The 21,913-nt window shown below is 45.7% G+C and carries 14 protein-coding genes; 5 read left to right on the plus strand and 9 right to left on the minus strand.

All coding sequences use genetic code 11. From position 1 onward, the window contains the following. Positions 1-94: 94 nt before the first annotated feature. Positions 95-1,876, minus strand: coding sequence for a beta-galactosidase family protein (locus BW716_RS30485; RefSeq protein ID WP_235643980.1), 1,782 nt, complete (start codon positions 1,874-1,876; stop codon positions 95-97). Positions 1,877-2,117: 241 nt separating this feature from the next. Here BW716_RS30485 and BW716_RS30490 point away from each other — a divergent pair, with 241 nt between their 5' ends. Continuing rightward, positions 2,118-2,759, plus strand: a complete 642-nt coding sequence (locus BW716_RS30490) for a carboxypeptidase-like regulatory domain-containing protein (RefSeq protein ID WP_083729858.1) — start codon at positions 2,118-2,120, stop codon at positions 2,757-2,759. Positions 2,760-2,828: 69 nt separating this feature from the next. On the opposite strand, the gene BW716_RS30495 is transcribed toward BW716_RS30490, so the two are convergent. Then, the gene (locus BW716_RS30495) at positions 2,829-3,239 is read right to left on the minus strand and encodes a hypothetical protein (protein WP_143709131.1); all 411 of its coding nucleotides are present in this window, start codon (positions 3,237-3,239) and stop codon (positions 2,829-2,831) included. Between the two features lie 146 nt (positions 3,240-3,385). Between BW716_RS30495 and BW716_RS30500 the strand changes: the two genes are divergently transcribed. Beyond that, on the plus strand, positions 3,386-8,656 hold the full coding sequence (locus tag BW716_RS30500; RefSeq protein WP_083729860.1) for a PKD domain-containing protein: 5,271 nt from the start codon (positions 3,386-3,388) through the stop codon (positions 8,654-8,656). 10 nt (positions 8,657-8,666) lie between these two features. Beyond that, positions 8,667-9,725, plus strand: coding sequence for a PorP/SprF family type IX secretion system membrane protein (locus BW716_RS30505; protein ID WP_083729861.1), 1,059 nt, complete (start codon positions 8,667-8,669; stop codon positions 9,723-9,725). A gap of 90 nt (positions 9,726-9,815) precedes the next feature. On the opposite strand, the gene BW716_RS30510 is transcribed toward BW716_RS30505, so the two are convergent. The 4 genes from BW716_RS30510 to BW716_RS30525 form a co-directional block, all read right to left on the minus strand. Further along, on the minus strand, positions 9,816-10,373 hold the full coding sequence (locus tag BW716_RS30510; RefSeq protein ID WP_083729862.1) for a hypothetical protein: 558 nt from the start codon (positions 10,371-10,373) through the stop codon (positions 9,816-9,818). 412 nt (positions 10,374-10,785) lie between these two features. Further along, entirely contained in the window at positions 10,786-12,483 is a 1,698-nt protein-coding gene (locus tag BW716_RS30515) for a GMC oxidoreductase (protein ID WP_083729863.1), read from the minus strand. 267 nt (positions 12,484-12,750) lie between these two features. After that, positions 12,751-13,326 carry a gluconate 2-dehydrogenase subunit 3 family protein gene (locus BW716_RS30520; protein ID WP_083729864.1) on the minus strand — a complete coding sequence of 192 codons (576 nt, stop codon included), beginning with the start codon at positions 13,324-13,326 and terminating at the stop codon, positions 12,751-12,753. Between the two features lie 166 nt (positions 13,327-13,492). Further along, a complete protein-coding gene (locus BW716_RS30525; RefSeq protein WP_083729865.1) occupies positions 13,493-14,251 on the minus strand; it encodes a murein L,D-transpeptidase family protein in 759 nt (252 codons plus the stop codon). Between the two features lie 263 nt (positions 14,252-14,514). Here BW716_RS30525 and BW716_RS30535 point away from each other — a divergent pair, with 263 nt between their 5' ends. Continuing rightward, the gene (locus BW716_RS30535) at positions 14,515-14,712 is read left to right on the plus strand and encodes a hypothetical protein (protein WP_083729867.1); all 198 of its coding nucleotides are present in this window, start codon (positions 14,515-14,517) and stop codon (positions 14,710-14,712) included. A gap of 125 nt (positions 14,713-14,837) precedes the next feature. Here the strand turns inward: BW716_RS30535 and hppD are convergent, their stop codons facing one another. From hppD to BW716_RS30550, 3 genes are all read right to left on the minus strand, one after another. Beyond that, the gene (gene hppD / locus BW716_RS30540; protein ID WP_083729883.1) at positions 14,838-15,974 is read right to left on the minus strand and encodes a 4-hydroxyphenylpyruvate dioxygenase; all 1,137 of its coding nucleotides are present in this window, start codon (positions 15,972-15,974) and stop codon (positions 14,838-14,840) included. 571 nt (positions 15,975-16,545) lie between these two features. Continuing rightward, positions 16,546-17,538 (minus strand): aldo/keto reductase, encoded by a 993-nt coding sequence (locus BW716_RS30545; RefSeq protein ID WP_083729868.1) that lies wholly within the window; start codon positions 17,536-17,538, stop codon positions 16,546-16,548. A gap of 236 nt (positions 17,539-17,774) precedes the next feature. Further along, complete coding sequence (locus BW716_RS30550; protein ID WP_083729869.1) at positions 17,775-18,932, minus strand: homogentisate 1,2-dioxygenase; 1,158 nt, start codon at positions 18,930-18,932, stop codon at positions 17,775-17,777. 527 nt (positions 18,933-19,459) lie between these two features. Here BW716_RS30550 and thrA point away from each other — a divergent pair. Continuing rightward, positions 19,460-21,907: a bifunctional aspartate kinase/homoserine dehydrogenase I gene (gene thrA, locus BW716_RS30555; protein WP_083729870.1), complete on the plus strand. Its 2,448-nt coding sequence runs from the start codon at positions 19,460-19,462 to the stop codon at positions 21,905-21,907. Positions 21,908-21,913 lie beyond the last annotated feature (6 nt).

Raw genomic sequence — 21,913 nt, forward strand, 5'->3', positions numbered from 1 at the left:
CTTTCATGAATGTTTTATTCGGATACCTAATGGAGCCTGGTTCCTGCTTATGTGATTCTCGGAGGTTTTATTTATGATACAACCTCTCTATTTATTATTCCAAAGTCTTCGCGCCACCTACAGTAGCAGCAGTTGTTTGCAACAGATCAAACACCACAATCTCATTCTCCCCTTTCTTCAGCCATGGAGCCGGACAATACAAACGTTTCTGCGGGCCAATTTCCCAATAGCGTCCCAGGTTATGTCCATTCACCCATACAATACCTTTCTTAAAGTTACTCATATCGATATAAGTATCAGCAGCGGCATTCAGGTTGAAGCCTGCTTTGAAGAAGATGCCCGGACGGCTGGTATCAGCACCAGGTTTCAGCTGTGACACAAAACCATCTTTCATTGGCAAACCATATACCTGCCAATCCATCAGCGTCATACCTTCGAGGGTAACACGATCAGTGATACCTTTACGGTCGATCAGTTCCTGTGCAAAGTTGATACGGCCCATTGCTTCTACAAAGATTTCCAGTATCGGATCTTTCACATCACTCTTTGGCAGATTGATGCTGTTTTCACCAAGACGACGATCTATTTTACCAACAAATTTCCCATTCAGGAATACAGTAGCATAGTCATGCAGGTCAGTGATTTTCAGCGTACCATGTTTACGACCGATCAGTTTTGTTTTGTACACCATGAAACCATAGTCCTGACCGTAAGCTTCGAAAGTCTTTGGCTGTACAGAAGCAACAGGTGCAGGCAGGTTTTCCCATACGTTTGCATAAGGTTTCACTTCGAAGTTAGCCACTACAGTAGCAGGAATGGGTGCTGGAATAGCAGGCAGTTTCTTCCTGGTATAACTGGCGATGAGGTTGCGCAGCGCCATATATTTGGCAGTCGGTACACCTTGTTCATTGATAGGAGCATCGTAGTCGTAAGTAGTCAGGTCCGGCTCGTACCCTTTGCCACCGGAGTTAGCGCCGGCAGTATAGCCGAAGTTAGTACCACCGTGAATGACATAGAGGTTGAAAGAGCGGTTAGTGCTGAGCAGGAACCTGATCTCTTTCAGAATACCGGAGGTATCAGGATGTGCGAATTTCTCGCCCCAGTGTGTTAACCAGCCTGGATAAGATTCGCTGCTGAAAGAAGGTACGTCAGGGTTCTGGCGTTTTGCAGCTTCGAAGTCGCCTTCAGAGCCACCGGAGTCAAGACCGATTGCAGCACCGGGTACTGAACCGGCTTCCAGCAATGGGTCTACAGGACCATCCGCAGTATAGAAAGGTACATTGATACCATTTTGTTCCCAGAGGCCTTTCAGTTTGTAGAGGTATTGTTTATCGTTGGCATAGCTACCATATTCGTTCTCTACCTGCACCATGATGATCGGACCGCCGTTAGTCACCAGCAGGGGTTTCACCTGTTCGCTGAGGGCTTTTACATAGCGCTCAACAGCAGCCATGTAGCGGGGATCGAGGCAACGAACTTTGATGTCTGGCGTACGGAGCAGGTAGGGTGGTAAGCCACCGAATTCCCATTCGCCGCAAACGTATGGACCTGGGCGGAGGAGTACCCACATGCCTTCCTGCTGAGCGATTTTGATGAACTCAGCTACGTTTCGGTTTTCCGAAGAGAAGTCGAAGGTGCCTTCTTCCTCTTCGAGATAGTTCCAGAATACGTAGGCAGCAATGGTATTGCAGCCCATGGCTTTGGCCATCTGGATACGGTGCCGCCAGTATTCTTTGGGAATACGGGCAGGGTGTAGTTCGCCGCTGATGATCTGGTAAGGTTTTCCATCGAGAAGGAATTCACTCTTTGCTAAGGCAAAGGTGTGTTTTGCCTGGGCCTGTACCATTTGACAGCTGAGGAGCGCGAGTGCGCTCATGACAATTAGTTTTCTCATTCGTCCCTGTAACAATTGATTAAGCTGGCAAAATAAGGAATGTTATGGTAATATAAAGGTTAAAATAGTATTAGTAGAGGTATCAGTATTGTAAAAACAAGTAATTTAATTGTGGAATCAGGGGGATTCCGGCATCCTATAGTTATGGAATGGCATCCTATTATACGATTAAATGGATGCGATCAGATTATAGCTTACTTCCACCAGATAGAAGATCATTAAAATGAAAAAATATATTGTCTCGATCCCAGAACCATGTACTGTTCCTTTGCAGGATATGACTCCAATGCCCGGAGGCAAATATTGTAGCAGTTGTCAAAAGCAGGTGGTAGATTTTTCCGGCATGACCAATCAGCAAATGATCACTTATTTTGAAAAGCATCCTAACTGCTGCGGAAGTTTTCTGCCTTCGCAGTTAGATAAGGAGATAATAATAAAACCTGGTCGTACCTGGATGCCAGCGGCCCTGATAGCAGGTATGCTGGCGCTGGTGATCCCTGAAAGCGGAAAGGGACAATATAAACTTACAGGGATTGTACACGACTCAACGAGTCACGATCCTTTAGCATCAGTAACTGTAATAGTAATGGACCGGCAGGGTAAAACAACCAATACAGGCACTACCACCAATGCAGATGGAACATTTAGTTTGTTAATACCTGAAGAATATGAGACGGGATTAAAAGTGCAATTGCGATACGTAGGTTATGAAATAAAAAAGGTCACTGTACCTGAAAAGCAACTGAAGGCAAATGAACCTACACGTTGGGTGCTCGATATGAGTGCGGCGGTATTGGGAATGCCTGCTATTGTGTATGTAAAATCAAGTAGATGGAAGCGATTCATGCATAAAATATTTAGATAAAAACATGTACGGTTTTGAATGCTGAATAGGTACGGTTCAAAAAATTTTAGATAAAGCAGATCACACTCCTCACAACCTCACCGGCAAATAATACAACACCTGCACCGGCACCCCATTGCACATCCCCGGTTTCCACTTCGGCATTTTCACTATCACATTCTGAATACAACTATCCAACAATGTCTGCGGATTCTTATAATTCGCAAACCTCATTTTAGTGATTTTCCCATTCACATCTATTATAAATTCCGGATAACTAGACGCATAGTACGGCTGCTCTATCCCCTCCCTTTCGGGAATATGCAAATTCTTTGAAATATACCTCCCCAACCCCTCCTCTCCCCCCGGAAATGAAGGCGCCACCTCTGGATAACGCACTACCCACTCATGAAACATCGTATCCTCTACCGGCTTGCAAAAGCCCCCGGGCAAGGTATCTGCCCTGTTGATCATACTACAGAGTAAAAGTGTAAATAACATCAATTTATATTTTATTTAAATATAAATAAAGCTCCCCGGTATCCATAATTTATTTTATCAATCTTAAACAATTCCGCCGGCCATGCTGTTATCGTTGTTGCCCTTTAGCAACATACATCAACACACATTAAATCACAACTCCCTATATGATGCCCCGTAGTGTCTTGTTCTTCTTTTTCTTACTGATAACCACCTCTGTCTATGCACAATCTCCTACCGTTACCTCTTTCACTCCCACGACTATCTGCCAGGGGGGCCAGGTCATAATTACAGGCAACAATTTCACAGGTATTCAAAATGTGGTTTTAGGCTCCCGGGCAGCAGCAGGTTTTACTATCAACAACGCCACTACTATTACAGCCACTGTAGCGGAAGATGCGACCACTGGCAGCGTCAGTGTAGAGGGCATAAGCGGAGGCGGCACCCTGACCATCAAACCTTCGCCCAAACCTTCCCTGAAAGATCTCAATACCCTGGATGCACCTTTTACAAACTGTAACGGAAATAATAACTATACCCTGAAGGTGGAAAACACCTCCGTGGTAACCGGCACCGGTAATAACTATGAGATCAACTGGGGCGATGGAAGTCCCACGTTTACACAAATGGATTGGGCATCGGGATCGCAGTTAACACATGCCTATAGTTCACAGGGGTATTTCGTATTGACAATAAAAATCACCCCTACAAATGGTTGTACCAGCATCACTACCTACCAGTTTTACAATGGTCAGAACCCATTGGCAAGTCTGACCACCTCTACCTCCACTACAGGCCTTTGTGCACCGGCAGCAGTAGAGTTCCAGATCGGCAACTGGTTCACTAACTCACCAGGCACGGAGTATATCCTGGATTATGGAGATGGCACCACTCCTCAGACATTAACACATCCACTGAATGCGACAAATACCGTATTTAAAATCTCTCATACCTATACAAAATCTTCCTGTCCCAAGGCGGATTACACCGCTACTTTATATACCAGGAATGCCTGTTACACGACCACGTATACCCTGAACCAGATTGTGATACGTTCTAAACCAGTGGCAGATTTCACTGTCAAACCTACGATATGTGTGAATGAGGATTTATGTGTCACCAATAAATCCAATACAGGTACGAGTGGAAATTATTGTAGTTCCAATACAGACTATCTATGGGATTTTGGAGATGGATTTACTTCTACACTAAGAGATCCTGCTTGTCATAAGTATGCAGCAGCAGGACCTTACAGAATTACACTGACAGCGACCAGTGTAACCTGTGGTTCGGATACGAAATACATCGACATTATCGTATTACCCATTTCTCCCAAACCTACGGTGACAACGCCGGTGGTATATTGTCAGGGCGCAACAGCGACAGCGCTGACGGCGACCGGTACGAATATAAAATGGTATACAGCCGGGGGAAGCCAATTACCCAATGCACCGACACCATCTACAACCAGTGCGGGGAACACCACTTATTATGCCACACAAACATTGACGGGACAATGTGAAAGTGAGCAAACACCTATTGTGGTAACTGTAAATGCATTGCCGGCAAAACCCGTAGTGACCACGCCCGTAACGCTTTGTCAGAATACGACAGCTTCGCCATTAACAGCGAACGGAACAAATTTAAAATGGTACGATGCAGGTGGCACACCACTGCCCAGCGCGCCGACACCATCAACGACGAACATTGGCACAACTAAATATTATGTAAGTCAGACGACGAATAATTGTGAAGGACCGAGGGCTGAGATCGATGTGATCATAGGTACATTTCCCATCACACCAACAGTGACCACACCGGTCAATTATTGCCAGGGACAGGCAGCAGGTGCATTGACAGCAAGTGGCACCGGGTTAAAATGGTATGATGCCAATAATGTATTATTACCGGGCGCTCCTACCCCATCTACAGCTACACCGGGTAGTACGACTTATTCCGTGAGTCAGAGTAATGGTTGCGGAGAAAGTCCGAAAGCCTCCATCACAGTGAATGTCAATCCTGCACCGACAGCGACTATCAGCTATTCGCCTGCAGTATTGTGCAATGCAACCGCAAGCGCAGTAGTCAATGTCAATCAAACAGGAAGTACCGGTGGTGTGTACAGTATTTCGCCGGCAGGAATGACGATCAATTCATCGACCGGCACGCTGACTCCAGCGGGTGCCTCACCGGGAAATTATACCATCCGATATACGGTAACAGGTACAGGTGGTTGTGCAAATGTAGTAGCAACAGCGACTGTTACGGTCAATGGTACGCCTAATGCAACGATCAGTTATCGGGCTATCTGTTCTGCTGATGGTATAACGACAGTTACTTTAAGTGGCAGTGCAGGGGGAATATTTTCTTCTACAGCAGGGTTGAGCCTCAATGCCACTACAGGAGCGATCACACCTGCAACCAGTACACCTGGTAATTATATGGTCACGTATACGATTGCCGCATCAAGCCCCTGCCCGGGCTTCCAGACCACCGCCAATGTTACTATTACAAAAGCACCTGTAGCCAATATCAGTTATACACCCGCTACTTTATGTAATACCAGCACAAGCACGCCTGTAAATGTAACACGCACTGGCGATGCCGGTGGTACTTATAGTATTTCGCCATCAGGATTGATAATTGATCCATCTACCGGAACACTATCCCCTGCTGGTGCTACGCCGGGGAATTATACCATCCGATATACATTAACAGGTACAGGTGGTTGTGCGAATGTAACAGCGACAACGACTGTCAATGTAAGCGGCACACCGACTGCAACAATACAATATGCCGGCAGTCCTTACTGCGGAGATATCAGTACACCACAGCCTGTAACACATACAGGTACTACAGGGGGAATATTTTCTTCTACAGCAGGGTTGAGCCTCAATACCACTACAGGAGCTATTACACCTGCTACAAGTACACCGGGTAATTATATTGTCACGTATACGATTGCCGCAGCCCCACCTTGTCCGGGTTTTCAAACGACAACGAATATTACGATCACCAGACCACCTGCTGCCACCATCAGTTATACACCCGCTACTTTATGTAATACCAGCACAAGCACGCCTGTAAATGTAACACGCACTGGCGATGCCGGTGGTGCCTATAGTATTTCGCCATCAGGATTGACCATCGATCCTGCTACCGGAACTTTAAACCCTGCTGGTGCTACGCCCGGAAATTATACAATTCGCTATACCCTGCCCGGTGGCAACGGTTGCGCAAATGTAACTGCGACCACGATTGTCAATGTAAGCAGTACACCCAATGCAACGATATCATATGCCGGCAGTCCTTACTGCGGAAATATCAGTACACCACAACCAGTGACAAATACAGGTACTACAGGGGGAATATTTTCTGCCCCCACAGGTTTGAGTATCAATGCCACTACAGGGGCTATTACCCCAGCGGCAAGTACACCAGGTAATTATACGGTTACTTATACAATTGCAGCATTAAGCCCCTGTCCGGGATTTACGACCACTACAAATATCACCATCTATGAAAGTCCGGTGATCAATTTCCCTATCCCTGATCAGGCTGTCTGCTCTGGTACGTCTGCTACTTTCACCCCGGTTTCATCTGTTTCAAATACAATCTATTCCTGGGCCGTTTCCGGCACTTTGCCTTCAAATGTGACTGGAATTAGCAATGGTGATTTTACGGGCGATTTAAGCCTCTTATTTACAAACAAAGGGAATAATGATGTCATCATCACTGTAAGGGTCACGCCTTTCAATCCTCTGCAAACTACCTGCGCCGGTGTTGCATACAATATTCACCTCACGGTGCATCCTGAAGTGCCGGCGCCGGCTGTCAGTGATGTGAGCACCTGTATGGGAGGAGCTTCTGTCACGCTGCAGGCCACTGCCCTGCCGGGGCATACCATTCGCTGGTATGATGCACAACAGGCATTACTGCCTTCAGCACCTGTTATCACCACGACTGATTCCGTTCGTTTGCAATACTATGCCAACCAGCGCAGCAGCTTTGGCTGTGAAGGGCCTAAGGTAAGTGTGATCGCCATTGTGCATCCTACTTTAAAGATCACTGGTGCGGACTTTACCAATCCTCTTGCCTGTGGCATTCCTTCAGGCACCATCGTATTACAGACCAGGGATCTGAATGACCAGATCGTTGCGAATATCCCCGTCATCGTTCACTATAAAAAATTCAACACGGCACTGGTAGCTACCGGTTTTACCGATAGCGATGGCAAGATCACCCTCTCACTGACCGCTGGCAGTTACACTGATTTTTATGCAGAAAGTACAGGTGGTTGTACCACTGCACATCTGAATGATGTCTTCGTTTTAAAAGATCCTGATCCACCGGCAAAACCGGTAGCAGGCTACAATCCGCCTATCTGCAGCGAGACCCCATTGACATTGACAGCGCTGTCAGCAACCAGTCCGCAGGCTGGCGACATCGAATACGTATGGGCAGGTCCCGCCTTTGGCCCTTACCCGGATACGGTGACTAATTCCGTCGTGACATTCCCTTCCGCCAGCGTTTCGGATGCAGGTACCTATGTGGTGTATGCCACTCAACACAACTGTATCTCCGCCGCCGATAGCTTTATTGTGGTAATCAACCGGTCTCCGTCAAAACCTGTGATCAGTACCCGCAACCCACTCTGTGTAGGCGATGAGCTGTACTTAAGCGCCACCAGCGGTATTGGTGATAACTCTACCCTGACCTATCTCTGGACAGGCCCCGGCCGCGGTTTTCCCGTGAATGGTACACATGCCGGCATTGACAAGGTAGCACTGACTGATGCAGGCAGATATGCCATAACCGTGACTTCCAGTGAAACAGGTTGTGCATCTACCACAGATACGTTGATTGAAATCGGGAACTACCCGATCCTACATTTTGCAACAGATACACTTATTCTTCCTACCGGGTTCAACATCCAACCCGATCCTGTCCTGACAAACGCCAGTGAACCCGGTATCCTGCCTATGCAAAGCTACATCTGGACACCGGCCGATGATCTGCAATGCAATGATGCACTGTGTGACAAACCTTTATTGACAGTTAAGAACGATGCCTGTTATGCCGTAAAAGCCACCAATATATACGGTTGTAGTGGCAGCGATACGATCTGTGTACGGGCCTTCTGTAAAGAGGCACAGGTCTTCGTTCCCAATGCTTTTACACCTGATGGTCTGCCGGAAAACAGGATACTGATGGTACGCGCCAGCGGTATCTCTGCCGTGAAATCTTTCAGGGTATTTAACCGCTGGGGCAGGGTGATGTACGAGCGGAGCAACTTCGCACCAAACAGCAGTGAGTTTGGCTGGAACGGGTATATCAACGGCAAGAAAGCAGATACAGGTGTGTATGTCTACACCGTAGAAGTTGTCTGCGAGAATGGTACCCCTTATACATTGAAAGGGAATGTAACATTATTCTAAAGTATGTAGTATGAAAAAGATCATCGTCTTTTTATTTTTATATAGCCTGCAATTAAGCGCACAGGATGTGGGCTACTCTCAATATTACGACCAGCCGTTGCTTAGAAATCCCGCATTGGCAGGTATCTTTGAAGGAGACGTGCGGGTCACTGCTTCTTATCGAAATCAATGGGAAAGTGTGACGGTACCCTACAGAACTTTTGGATTGAGTGCAGAGTATAAAACCCCTTTCCATGCATTGTTTTCAGAGAACAGTACCGTCACTTATGGCTTGCAGGTATTGCGGGATGTAGCAGGCACTTCGGAGTTCAGTACTACGCAGATTATGCCTGCGGTGAATAGTAGCTTTTATATCGGGAGAGAAAAGGTCTCTTATATCTCTGTTGCATTTATGGGTGGACTCATGCAACAACGGTTTGATCCCAGTAAGTTACAATTCAACGATCAGTTTGTAATGGGTAGCAATGGTGCGTTCAGTATCCTGCCTTCTTCCAGACAAACATTTGATATGACCAGCGTGAATTATTTTGATATGGCTGCGGGCGTGAGTTATAATGGAACGTTGAAGAATGAGGTAGATTTGTTTGTAGGCGCAGCAGGGTATCATTTGAATAGTCCGCAGGTGGGTTTCTTTAAAGGAAATAAAATTACTTTAAATAAAAAAGTGTCTCTCAATGCAGGTTTATCTGTACCTACCAGTGAGGTGAACAGGTTTATTTTATATGCAGATTACTTCAGACAATTCAGGAGAATTATTCCTGTGGATGCAGTCGGTGTCAGTACCATGCAATTTGGAGCGATGTATAGCTGGGACTTATCAGACGAAATAGATCTGTCTAAGAATTTTACGATAGGTTTGTTGTACAGGAAGAATGATGCGATCATACCTGTTGTCAGGATGGAGATGTATAACTTTCTCTTTGGATTGAGTTATGATGTAAATGTCGACAAACTGGCCGCTGCTTCGCAAAGAAGAGGCGGCCTGGAGGTGATCGTTTCTTATAGAGGATTTTTAAGTAGCAGGAACGAAAGCAGGCGTCAGACGTTGTGCCCCACTTTCAGACGATAGGTTTTATGACTGCACAGGATACACACCACGGCAAGGGATAATGCGCGTTTTAAAAGATTCATGGTTTAAATTTAAAGATTTCGGGTGCAATTAATATTGGTGCTGTTTATTAGGATTCTTTATATAAATAGATACCAGTTTTTGTTTGGCTGACAGGATTTCCTTTAGTGAAAAAGATGTCCAGAAAAAGGTATGATAATAAAAATCAATGCGGTGAGCATTGTGAATTTGCCGTAACGTCAAATGAGGGAATAGCACACAGCGGCAAAAAGGGGAACAATTATGAAAGAATTTTGTTTTTTTGATGGCTTCCGCAGATGGATCTGCAATAACCTGTAGGAGCTCCCGGCAAAAGAAAGCAGCGGTACCAAGTTCCCTTTCAGTTAAAGACCGCTTTTGAAAGAGCCTGTATTGTAAACGTTGTTCCCACCTGAGGGGTGGATACTTTTCGAATCGAATGGGTACCTTCTCCTGCTGGCATCGTTCTATGAATGTTTGGAGGCAATTCATCTCATCTTCCCGTTCTTTAAAGTAGGTGATAAACTCCCCACGGGAATCGCCGGGAAACCTGTAAAAGGACATATAAGCCTGATAGAAAGTGGCGGCTAAGGCAAGGATCTGTTTAGAGTCGATTTTTATTTTTTTCAAATTTCTCTTTGGTAATTGTTGTATCTAAAATTACCGTTTCATTTTTAAGGAGGGTAATATCAATAGCATAAATATTTGTTACAAATTGATCCAATAAAAAACTTCCCACAGGCACAGTAATTTCAGAATCGTCTGGCTAATCTATAGTTGCATCCTTCGATCCATTATAACAATGTGTACCTTGTATGAGTTGTATCTACCTATATGGATTTTCTTTGTCCTCCACATTGTTGCCTCTTTCCAATACATCGTTTTGAGCCCTTTTTCACACAACTCCTTCGCTGCCCATCCTACACTGATACCGGAACCCACTACAATTGCATTAAAGGGTATTTTCTTTTGTTGCTCTAATGTTGAGGTTCATATAGGTTAATTAAAAAAGGCTGACTTTTCGGGTCAGCCTTTCTATATTTTAGATATTACCTTTCTTCAGTTCCTTATACATATAGTCGACTGCACGTGCCGTGAGCGCCATATATGTGAGCGAAGGATTTACGCAGGCTGCCGATGTCATACACGCACCATCTGTCACAAACACATTCTTTACGGCATGCATCTGGTTGTACCCATTCAGGATAGACGTTTTAGGATCACGGCCCATACGTGCGGTACCCATTTCATGGATCGCCATACCAGGATAAGAACCGGCGTCATAAGTCCTGACATCCTTCATACCAGCTGCTTCCAGCATTTCTGCCGCATCGTTCATCATATCCACACGCATCTTCTTTTCATTCTCTTTGAACTCTGCATCGAACTTCAGTACGGGCTGTCCCCAATCGTCTTTTACAGATGTATCGAGGGTTACCTGGTTCGATTCGTAAGGCAGACATTCGCCAAAACCACCAAGACCTACGGACCAGTTGCCCGGTTCTGACAGCATATCTTTGAAATCTTTACCTACTCCCAGTTCGGCTACTCCGCGTGCCCAACCTTCACGGCTGGCGCCACCCTGATAACCAAATCCACGCAGGTAATCACGTTTGTCACTACCAATATTGCGATAGCGTGGAATATAGATACCGTTTGCACGGCGGCCAAAGTAATATTTATCGTCAAAGCCCTCTGCCCTGCCAGATGCACCGGTACGGAAGTGGTGATCCATCAGGTATTTACCCAGTACGCCACTGTCATTGCCCAAACCATTCTGGAAACGGCTGGAGGTAGAGTTCAGCAATACAAAGGTGGTACCCAGGGTGGACCCATTTACGAAGATGACTTTTGCATAAAATTCCGTCATCTGTTTTGTATGGGAATCGATCACCCGTACACCGGTTGCTTTGCCTGCTTTCTCATCATAGATGATGGAATTCACAATGCTATCCGGACGTAAGGTGAGGTTACCCGTCGCCATCGCTGCAGGCAGCGTAGAAGACTGGGTGCTGAAGTAAGCGCCAAACGGACAACCACGGCTACAAAGGTTACGGTACTGGCAATTGGTACGGCCAGGCAGTGGTTTGGTAATATTCGCCACACGACCCATAGTCATGATACGGCCTTTGAAACTGGATTCAATGCGTTTCTTCACTTCTTTCTCCACGCAGTTCATTTCCATCGCTGGCATAAACTGGCCATCCGGTAGTTGTGGCAAGCCTTCTGCCTGCCCACTGATACCCGCGAATTTCTCTACATAATCATACCATGGCGCGATATCCTTGTAGCGGATCGGCCAGTCGACAGCAATACCATCTTTGGCATTGGCGCCAAAATCGATATCGCTCAAGCGGTAAGACTGACGGCCCCACATGATGGATTTACCACCCACGATATCAGGACGGAACCAGTCAAAACGTTTTACCTCATTGTAAGGCGATTTGGAATCATTGAGCCAGAAGCGCTCATTGTATTCACTATATGGATAGTCACGGCTTAGTTTAGGATGCGTTTCTCTCTGTTCAGTAGTAATTTTACCACGGTGTGGGAACTCCCATGGAGCCTTGGTGGCAGTATCGTAGTCCTTAACGTGTTCTAATTGTTTGCCCCTGTCCAGCATGAGCACTTTGAGACCTTTTTCTGTCATTTCCTTGGCAGCCCAGCCACCACTTACGCCAGAGCCGATCACGATGGCATCATACGTGTTCTGCTCCTGAGCCTTAGTATTCAGATTCATGGAATTCTACTTGAGTTGATGAATTAATGTGCGCGAACGAGTCTTATCTATTTAACGTTGATTGACTGCATAGCCCAGGTTTTTAACCTGTTAATTGACTGCATAGTCCAGGTTTTTAACCTGTTAATTGACTACATAGTCCAGGTTTTTACACCTGTTAATTGACTGCATAGCCCAGGTTCTTACACCTGTTGATTGACTACATAGCCCAGGTTTTTACACCTGTTAATTGACTACATAGCCCAGGATTTTACACCTGTTGAATAACTACATAGCCCAGGCTTTCTCCCCTTTAGTATAAGGTATACAACCTTCGTATTTGCCAGGTACCGGTACATAACGGAGTGCTTTGGTAGCACCGGCTTCGGAGGTGAAATACCCGACGAGGGTCAGTTCTTTCAGGATCTGGAAATAGTGCGTGGGATCCTTTTCCTTTTTGTTTTCACGTTTATTGTAAGCAACACGTTCCTTGTCGATATCAGTCAGAATGGTAGTTTTCTGATCTGCGCTCAGGTCTACGAATGGCTTTTTGAATTGCTTTTGTGCTGACTCATCGATCTTTTTCAGACCATCCAATACCAGTTTCTGGTCTTCAGGTTTGTAGCAATCATTCAGCATGAGGGCAATAAACTCGTCTACTTTGGCAGCTTTGGCACCAGGTGTATCGGTTTCAGGGATGATCGTATCTACAATCCCGGCCAGCATCTTTTGGGTTTCAGGCGCCTGCAACGCATAATTGTCGGGGCCTTTTGGATTACAGCCTTCAAGGGCTGACAACGTGGACGCGGAAATTGCCGACCCTAAGAGAATGGCAACGTTCCGAATGGCTTCTCTTCTGTTCATAATAGTAAATTGATTTGACCTTTAGTCTCAAGTTTCGAAAAAAAACTGACTTTTCATAGAAAAAATAAATAAGCGGAAGGAAAAGTTACAAAAAGAAAGGGGGATATAAAAGCAAAAAGCGCTCTTACCGGCGGTAGGAGCGCTTTTTATGGAAGCAATGAATTTCTTACATAACATATTGGCCTTTGTTGTCTACAAGGACAACCGGGAGACGGTGGTGCTGTTCAAAGTAATCGTATGCGGTTTTAAGGTCCGCCCAGAACTTGGTAGACGTCTTATCTTCCGGGTTCAGTTTTACGCCCTGCAGGTATTCCAAAGAACGGGTGCGGCCGAACTTAACCGGGAATACGTGTACCGGAATGAAGTCCTGACCAGCGTTCTTGGCATTGACAGCCAGGATGTATACTTCATCAATAAATTCATCGGTGAGCGGAATGCAACCGATGGTCAGACAGCTACCATGGATATAGATCTCATTGCCCGGTTTCTTCGGATCGCTGAGGATCTTGTCGGAGAAGTTCGGATAATTGATACCCAGTGAAAGGTGGTAGTTACTATTCGGATTGAAGTCATTGATATAATAGAACCCTTCTGGTACCTGCTGGTCCCCTTCTTTGCGTTTAGGGCCCATTTTGCCTGACAGGGTACATACCCGGTAAGATTTAAAGAGACGAAAAGTGTCGGTAGCCTTATTTTTCACCCAGATTTCCAGTTCACTATCCAGTTTGAACGACCGGAGGAAGATGTATTTAGCCGGGTATTCCAGGCCTTTCTTTTCAAACTCCTTCTTTAACTGCTCCTCCTTATCCCTGTAGGCTAAGCCTACTTTCGGGAACATCTTCTGGTTGTCCAGAAATGACTGCTGCTGGGCAAACACTTTTCCTACCCCAAGTAGTATCATTACTGCTAAAACGACCTGCTTCATAGATATTTTAACCCTTTATTATTTCACGTTTACGGTTTAGCCGGTGTGGCGCCCGGTTGCGCATTGAACGTTCTATATGCAAGATAAAACAATAATATTGAAAAAATAGCGTATATCACGATTCCGACCTTGCGATTTGCAAAACGGAGTATGTAGTGGCGCTCTCCCTGATAGATCAGCACAGCTGTAATCATTTGAAAAATTCCTGCCAATAGAAATAACGCGCCTAGTAATGTTTGTATTCTCATAAACAACGATCTGTCATGCAAATTATTTCAAAATTTGCAACAATAGCAATCCCCCGAATGTGGCATGCCGGAGGCATCAGCGCCATAGTCGCGGCTGTTGGGGGTAAAGTACTGGTTGTCAAGGAAATGTTAAACTATCAAATAGAGGGGATTTTTGGAAAAGTGAGGAAGGAAGGCTGGAAATATCATGAGGGTGATAGTAGGAAAAATTAAACAGGGAGTTTTTTTTAGAAAACCATTTTAACGAAAAATAAAGGGCTGTTCCGTACGGAACAGCCCTACTTGCTAAAACAACAATAGAACGGCGGATCTTCGATAGAATAGACCTACCCGAATTTTTACAGGTTACCTCTTAATGCCTGCTCTCTTTCAATAGATTCAAACAAAGCCTTGAAGTTGCCCTTACCAAATGACTGGGCGCCCTTGCGCTGGATGATTTCAAAGAAAACAGTGGGTCTGTCCTGTACGGGTTTGGTGAATATCTGTAACAGGTAACCTTCGTCGTCACGATCTACGAGAATACCCAGCTCTCTCAGTGGCTGCAGGTCTTCGTCGATCTCTCCTACCCTGTCCAGCAAGGTATCGTAGTAAGATCCCGGAACTTTCAGGAATTCTACACCCCTGTCCTGCAGGTCGGTTACTGTCTGAATAATATTATTGGTTGCGATGGCTACGTGCTGTACGCCCGGACCACCATAGAAATCGAGGTATTCTTCGATCTGCGATTTCTTCTTACCTTCTGCAGGCTCATTGATCGGGAATTTCACACGACCGTTGCCATTGCTCATTACCTTACTCATGAGGGCAGAATATTCGGTAGAAATGTCTTTATCATCGAAGCTGAGCAGGTTCCGGAAACCCATTACCTGTTCGTAGAAGTCTACCCAGGTATTCATTTCATTCCAACCCACATTGCCTACGCAATGGTCTACATATTGAAGACCGGTATCGGTTGGGTTGTAAGTTGATTTCCATTCTTTGTAACCTGGCAGGAAAGGACCGTTGTAGTTCTTTCTTTCTACAAAAAGGTGTACGGTATCGCCATAAGCGTGAATACCACTGCGTACTACGGTACCAAATTCATCTTTCTCCTCTTTTGGCTCCATGTAAGGTTTAGCACCTCTCTTTACAGTTTCTTCAAATGCAGAGCGGGCATCGTCTACCCATAGCGCGAGTACTTTTACACCATCACCGTGGGCGGCAATGTGTGCAGCCAGGTCGTTGTTAGGCTGAAGCGGCGTGGTCAGTACAAAACGGAGTTTGTTTTGCACCAGTACATAGGAGGAGCGATCTTTCACACCTGTTTCCGGGCCTGCATAAGCGAGGGACTGGAAGCCGAAAGCGGTTTTGTAATAGTGGGCGGCCTGTTTTGCATTCCCTACGTAGAATTCAACGTAGTCAGTGCCGTTCAATGGTAAAAAGTCTTTTACATTGGCAGGAGCTGCTGCCAGGGCAGCATCAGGAGCAGTACTCATGGTGGTTTGATTTTTAAGAGATGTAGAAAGTTTTGGTGTATGTGTATGTGAATGAATGAAAGCAATGCGCGTAAGCATTGACATCATTACAAGGAGAGGTTACAGATATGTAATAGTGAAAATCGGGCGCATATCTGTAATCAGGCGATTACAGCATCCATGGCCAGCGTGGACATCAGGAAGCAGTACTTGCTGTGACGCTGGTCTGATTTGGAAGAGTGGTATGTGCGCGTATTGAACATGAAATAGTTGCTAGTGCAATAATAGGCATTCCTTTTGAATAAAACAAAATATCACATTTGTGGAGTAGTATCAGTTTGATACATTACCCGTACTTGTTTTATTGTTTTGCTAATCTATCTTCGATGCTTCTTCGACGCTTCTTCGATACTTCTTCGATACTTCTTCGATGCTCCTTCGATGCTTCTTCGATGCTTCTTCGATGCTTCTTCGACGCTTCTTCGACCAGCAAACTACTCAAAAAGGGCACCTCAATATCTCTACAATAATGAAGTACCCTTTTAATAGCAAGATGTACCGAACTTGCAGGAAATTGCTAACGCTACATGAATTAAATCAATTCCAGCTGATATAATTTATCATTGATATACTTGATCTCCTCTGCACCCAGTTTTACATGAATAGCTCTTGCATTCTGTATCGCCTGATTCGCATCCCGGGCACCTACCAACGCTACTGTAATACCCGGCCTTTCAATCGTCCAGCGGATCACCAACTGAGCCAGTGTTACATTCTTACTTTCTGCCATCGGGCGGATCTGGTCAAGGAATGCATTGATACGAACCAGGTTATCTTCCTTGTAGTATTTAGATCCCGCACGGGTATCGCCCTCTCCGAACTGATGCCCCGGTTTGATCTTCCCTGTCAGCACCCCCCGCTGCAGCGGACTGTATGCCAAAATACCTTTTTTGTTTTCTATGCAATAAGGTACTGTTTCCTTTTCGATATTCCGCTCTACCATGCTGAAAGGCACCTGGTTGGAAGCGAGTTTTACCACGCTGTCTGCTTTCTTCATCTGCTCCACATTGTAGTTACATACACCTGCTTCGCGGATCTTACCCTGTTGTTTTAATTGTGCCACCGCTTCGAAAGTTTCTTCAATCGGTGTTGTCGGGTCTGGCCAGTGAATCTGCAACAGATCGATATAATCTGTACCCAGTCTCTTCAGACTATTCTCACACTCAAGGATCACACTTTCCTTCCCTGCATATTTGTAGATATCAATATCTTTCCCGCTGTTGTCTTTGCTCTTAAAACCAAACTCACCTTTTGCCAGATCCCAGCGCATACCAAATTTAGTGAGGAGCTGTACCTTGCTACGGTCTGTTCCTTTCAGCGCTTCGCCTACAATTTCTTCGCTTAATCCCTGGCCATAAATGGGTGCCGTATCAATAGAAGTAACACCTTCATCAATAGATGCTTTGATCGCTTCCACAGCGTCTTTCCGCTCTGCGCCGCCCCACATCCATCCACCAATTGCCCATGCGCCAAATGTAATGGCGCTTACCTTCAGTTCGCTTTCGCCTAATTGTCTAAATTCCATTTTGTTCCCGTTTTATTGTTATGCAATATAGAAAATCAGGATGGATCAAAAATAAATGAAACTCCCTGGACCCGCATAAAATGGAAATCCGGCTCCATCAGGTATCCGAATAAAAGAGCGTGTACCTTCAACATAAGATACACGCTCTTTTTTTTGGGAAGGGCCTCTGGCCGGCTAAAGCGTTAAACACGACTGCTTGCAGCAATACCCCCCTGCTTAAACTAAATCTGATCTCCCTACTCCTTCCAACTCATAGTATAACTTTCATCCTCTATCCCCAACGCCTCTTCTGTAATCTGCAATGGATGAAAAGTATCCACCATCACCGCCAGCTCTTTCGTTTCCGTTTTCCCGATACTCTTCTCCACCGCGCCCGGATGTGGTCCATGTGGAATACCACCGGGATGTAACGTGATCATTCCTCTTGTCACATGCTTGCGACTCATAAAATCACCATCTACATAATACAGCACTTCATCACTATCAATATTACTATGATTGTAAGGCGCAGGTATAGACGCCGGGTGGTAATCATACATTCTTGGTACAAATGAACACACCACAAAATTATGTCCTTCAAATGTCTGATGCACCGGTGGTGGCTGGTGCACGCGCCCCGTAATCGGCTCGAAATCGTGTATGGAAAAGGTAAACGGATACTCGCATCCATCCCACCCTATCACATCAAATGGATGATGCGCATAGTGTATAGGATACATCATGCCTTTCTTTTTTATCTTAATTAAATAATCACCTGCCTGATCCACCGTTACCAGGTTCTCCGGTTGGCGGATGTCCCGCTCACAATAAGGTGCATGTTCCAGCAACTGCCCAAACTTGCTTAAATACCGCTGCGGATAACGAATAGGACTAAATGATTCTACGATAAACAGCCTGTTGTCTGCCGTATTGAAATGTACCTGGTAAATGGTGCCGCGTGGTACCACTAAATAATCACCATAGGAAAATGACAACTGTCCATACTGTGTAAGCAGTGTACCACTCCCTTCATGCACAAAGATCATTTCATCTGCATCCGCATTTTTATAAAAGTACTCCGTCATACTCTCCTGCGGAGCCGCTAATACGATGTGCAGATCACTATTCACCAATACCGGTTTCCTGCTTTGCAGAAAATCTTTTTTAGGCATGATATTAAATCCCTGAAAACTCCGGTGCTTGAGCATCTTCTCTTCCGCTACTTTTGGCGCTACCGAAAATGGCGTATCTACCTTTACAATTTCTGTAGGAGGATGACAATGATACAACAACGTAGAATTGGAAGAAAAGCCTTCAGTGGAAAATAACTGTTCGGAGTACAACGACCCATCCGGTTTGCGGAACTGGGTATGACGCTTGTGCGGGATCTCTCCCAGCTTACAATAATGAGGCATTACAAATATGTTTTGATATGTGGAGTTACAATTTTATGACAAACGTTAAAAAACGGAAGCGGCGTCCATGGCCAAAGCTGCCAGCAGAAAACAGTATTTCCAGCGGCGCTTATCGATATAATATGTGAAGTTGCGAAAATAAGGCATCGTAACGTGGTTGGAACAAATGTAGTGAATTACTGAATATTACACGCTTTGTTGTCCAGGACAAACCATTACCCGGAAATTTTTACAAAAAACCGCCCTTCATTTTAAATTATTTCAAAATTCTGACAATTCATTTGCTAATTCAAAAGTAATTCCGGACTTTTGTTTGCGAATAGTAAATTATATAAAATAGTGCTACCAATAGTTACATACTCCTCTTCTGCATCCCGCACCATCTCCGGTGCAGGTTTCAGCACTATTATTACTACCACAATTATTACCCCGCTCCGGGGTTAATTTTCACATATCATCCAACGACCACCACAAGTGGTAACCAGCAGCAAAAGCGATAGGATCTTTACGTATTAACAATTACAGACATGCAAGTATTAAAATTCGGCGGTACCTCCATGGGAAGCGCCCAGGCGATAGAACAGGTTTGCGAGATCGTAAAAAATAGAAAACAAAACGGACGTCTTACCATCGTAGCTTCTGCTATGAGCGGCATCACCGACAAACTCATACAGGTAGGTACTCTCGCCGGACAAGGACAGGAACAATATAAAACTGTATTGGAGGAGATTGAAAACAAACACCTCGACACTATCCGAACCCTCTTCCCTATCACTGCGCAGAGCAGCATTATCTCTCAGGTGAAAAAGCGCGTTAACGTACTGGAAACACTGTGTGACGGTATCTTCCAGGTAGGTGAACTGAGCGCAAGATCGTTGGATAAAATCATGAGCTTCGGTGAACTGGTATCTTCTTACCTGCTCGCCGAAAAACTCAAAGTCAGCGGCCTTTCTGCCGCATGGAAAGACAGCCGTGAACTGATCGTGACCGATGGTAACTTTGGTAACGCCGCTGTAAACTTCCTCGCTACCAATCATCAGACTAACCAGTATTTTCAGCAGGAAAGCGCTACCTACGTGGTACTCCCAGGCTTTGTAGCCGCTACCGCTGATGGCGAAACCACGACCCTCGGCAGAGGTGGTTCCGACTACACCGCTGCTATTATCGCAGCTGCCCTCAACGCTGAGGTACTCGATATCTGGACCGATGTAAGCGGTATGATGACCGCCGACCCTCGTCTCGTATCACAGGCTATTCCTATCCCCCACATCAGCTATGCTGAGGCAATGGAACTGTCTCACTTCGGCGCCAAGGTGATCTACCCGCCTACCATCCAACCGGTGATGGACAAGAAAATACCTATCTGGATCAAGAACACTTTTTCTCCGGAAGATTATGGTACACTGATCCATACACCCGATGGCAATGGCCGCAACTACCCTGTAACAGGTATCAGCGGTATCCAGAAGATCGCCCTGCTTACCCTCGAAGGTAGCGGCATGGTAGGTATACCAGGCTTCTCCAAACGCCTGTTCGAAGCCCTGCTCCAGGAAAAGATCAATGTGATCCTCATCACACAGAGCTCTTCTGAACACTCTATCACTGTAGGTATCCACGAAGCAGATATGCTGAAATCCAAACAGGCGGTAGATAGCGAATTCGCACAGGAAATACAGGAAAAACGTATACAACCCCTCGTGGTTGAAAGAGATATGAGCATCGTGGCGGTAGTTGGTGATAAGATGAAAAACCACCATGGTACCAGCGGCAAACTCTTTGCTGCACTGGGTCGTAACGGTGTAAACATCCGCGCCATCGCACAGGGTTCTACTGAAAAGAACATCTCTGTAGTGATCAATAAAAACGATGTGAAGAAAGCGCTGAACGTGATCCACGAAGCATTCTTCGAAGCCCCGCTGAAACAGGTGAACGTATTCATCGCCGGTGTGGGCAACGTAGGGGGCAAACTGCTGGAACAACTGAACCAACAGCACAACTTCCTCATGAATGAACTCGGTCTGCACGTACGCGTTGCAGGTATTGCCAACAGTAAGAAAATGGCTTTCGGCCATGCTTCCATCAACCTGCCTGAATGGCGCCAGTTGCTGGAAAACGGCGAAAGCTCCGATATGAAAGGATTTGCACAAAAGATCAAATCCCTCAACCTCCGCAACAGCGTATTCGTTGATAACACTGCCAGTCCTGAAGTAGCAGCGATATACGGCGACTTCCTGCAACACGGTATCTCTGTAGTAACCTGCAACAAGATCGCCTGTTCTTCTGACTACAACTATTATAAGAGCCTGAAAGAAACAGCACGTAAATTCAACGCATCTTTCCTGTTCGAAACCAACGTAGGCGCTGGTCTGCCGGTGATCAACACCCTGAATGACCTGATCCGCAGCGGTGATAAAGTAAACAGCATCGAAGCCGTACTGAGTGGTAGCCTGAACTTCGTGTTCAACAACTTTGTGGATGGCGCAAGCTTCCGTGAAGTGGTAAAAGCTGCACAGGACGAAGGATATACTGAACCAGATCCACGTATCGATCTGAGTGGTGTGGATGTAATGCGCAAGATCCTGATACTGGCCCGTGAAAGTGGCGCCAGAATGGAACTGGAAGACATCACTAACCATTCCTTCCTGCCTGCCGAAGCACTGAACGCACCATCTGTTGCTGACTTCTACGAACAACTGGATGTACATGCCGCTCACTTCAAAGGTCTCTATGAAGCTGCTGTGAAAGAAGGCAAACGCCTGAAGTTCGTAGCCCGCTATGAAAATGGCAAAGCTTCTGTAGGTCTGCAGTCCGTAGCACCAGATCATCCTTTCTACAACCTGCTTGGAAAAGATAACATTGTGCTCTATACCACTAACCGCTATGCTGACCAGCCACTCATCGTTAAAGGTGCAGGCGCAGGGGCAGATGTAACCGCTTCTGGTATCTTTGCAGATATTATCCGTTCTGCCAGATAATGTTTA

The sequence above is a fragment of the [Flexibacter] sp. ATCC 35208 genome (assembly GCF_001975825.1).
Lineage (GTDB): Bacteria > Bacteroidota > Bacteroidia > Chitinophagales > Chitinophagaceae > Chitinophaga.

Coding starts and splice junctions, on each gene's coding strand:
- BW716_RS30485 (WP_235643980.1), bottom strand. CDS start 1,876: ATGAGCGCACTCGCGCTCCTCAGCTGTCAAATGGTACAGGCCCAGGCA.
- BW716_RS30490 (WP_083729858.1), top strand. CDS start 2,118: ATGAAAAAATATATTGTCTCGATCCCAGAACCATGTACTGTTCCTTTG.
- BW716_RS30495 (WP_143709131.1), bottom strand. CDS start 3,239: ATGTTATTTACACTTTTACTCTGTAGTATGATCAACAGGGCAGATACC.
- BW716_RS30500 (WP_083729860.1), top strand. CDS start 3,386: ATGATGCCCCGTAGTGTCTTGTTCTTCTTTTTCTTACTGATAACCACC.
- BW716_RS30505 (WP_083729861.1), top strand. CDS start 8,667: ATGAAAAAGATCATCGTCTTTTTATTTTTATATAGCCTGCAATTAAGC.
- BW716_RS30515 (WP_083729863.1), bottom strand. CDS start 12,483: ATGAATCTGAATACTAAGGCTCAGGAGCAGAACACGTATGATGCCATC.
- BW716_RS30520 (WP_083729864.1), bottom strand. CDS start 13,326: ATGAACAGAAGAGAAGCCATTCGGAACGTTGCCATTCTCTTAGGGTCG.
- BW716_RS30525 (WP_083729865.1), bottom strand. CDS start 14,251: ATGAAGCAGGTCGTTTTAGCAGTAATGATACTACTTGGGGTAGGAAAA.
- BW716_RS30535 (WP_083729867.1), top strand. CDS start 14,515: ATGCAAATTATTTCAAAATTTGCAACAATAGCAATCCCCCGAATGTGG.
- hppD (WP_083729883.1), bottom strand. CDS start 15,974: ATGAGTACTGCTCCTGATGCTGCCCTGGCAGCAGCTCCTGCCAATGTA.
- BW716_RS30545 (WP_083729868.1), bottom strand. CDS start 17,538: ATGGAATTTAGACAATTAGGCGAAAGCGAACTGAAGGTAAGCGCCATT.
- BW716_RS30550 (WP_083729869.1), bottom strand. CDS start 18,932: ATGCCTCATTATTGTAAGCTGGGAGAGATCCCGCACAAGCGTCATACC.
- thrA (WP_083729870.1), top strand. CDS start 19,460: ATGCAAGTATTAAAATTCGGCGGTACCTCCATGGGAAGCGCCCAGGCG.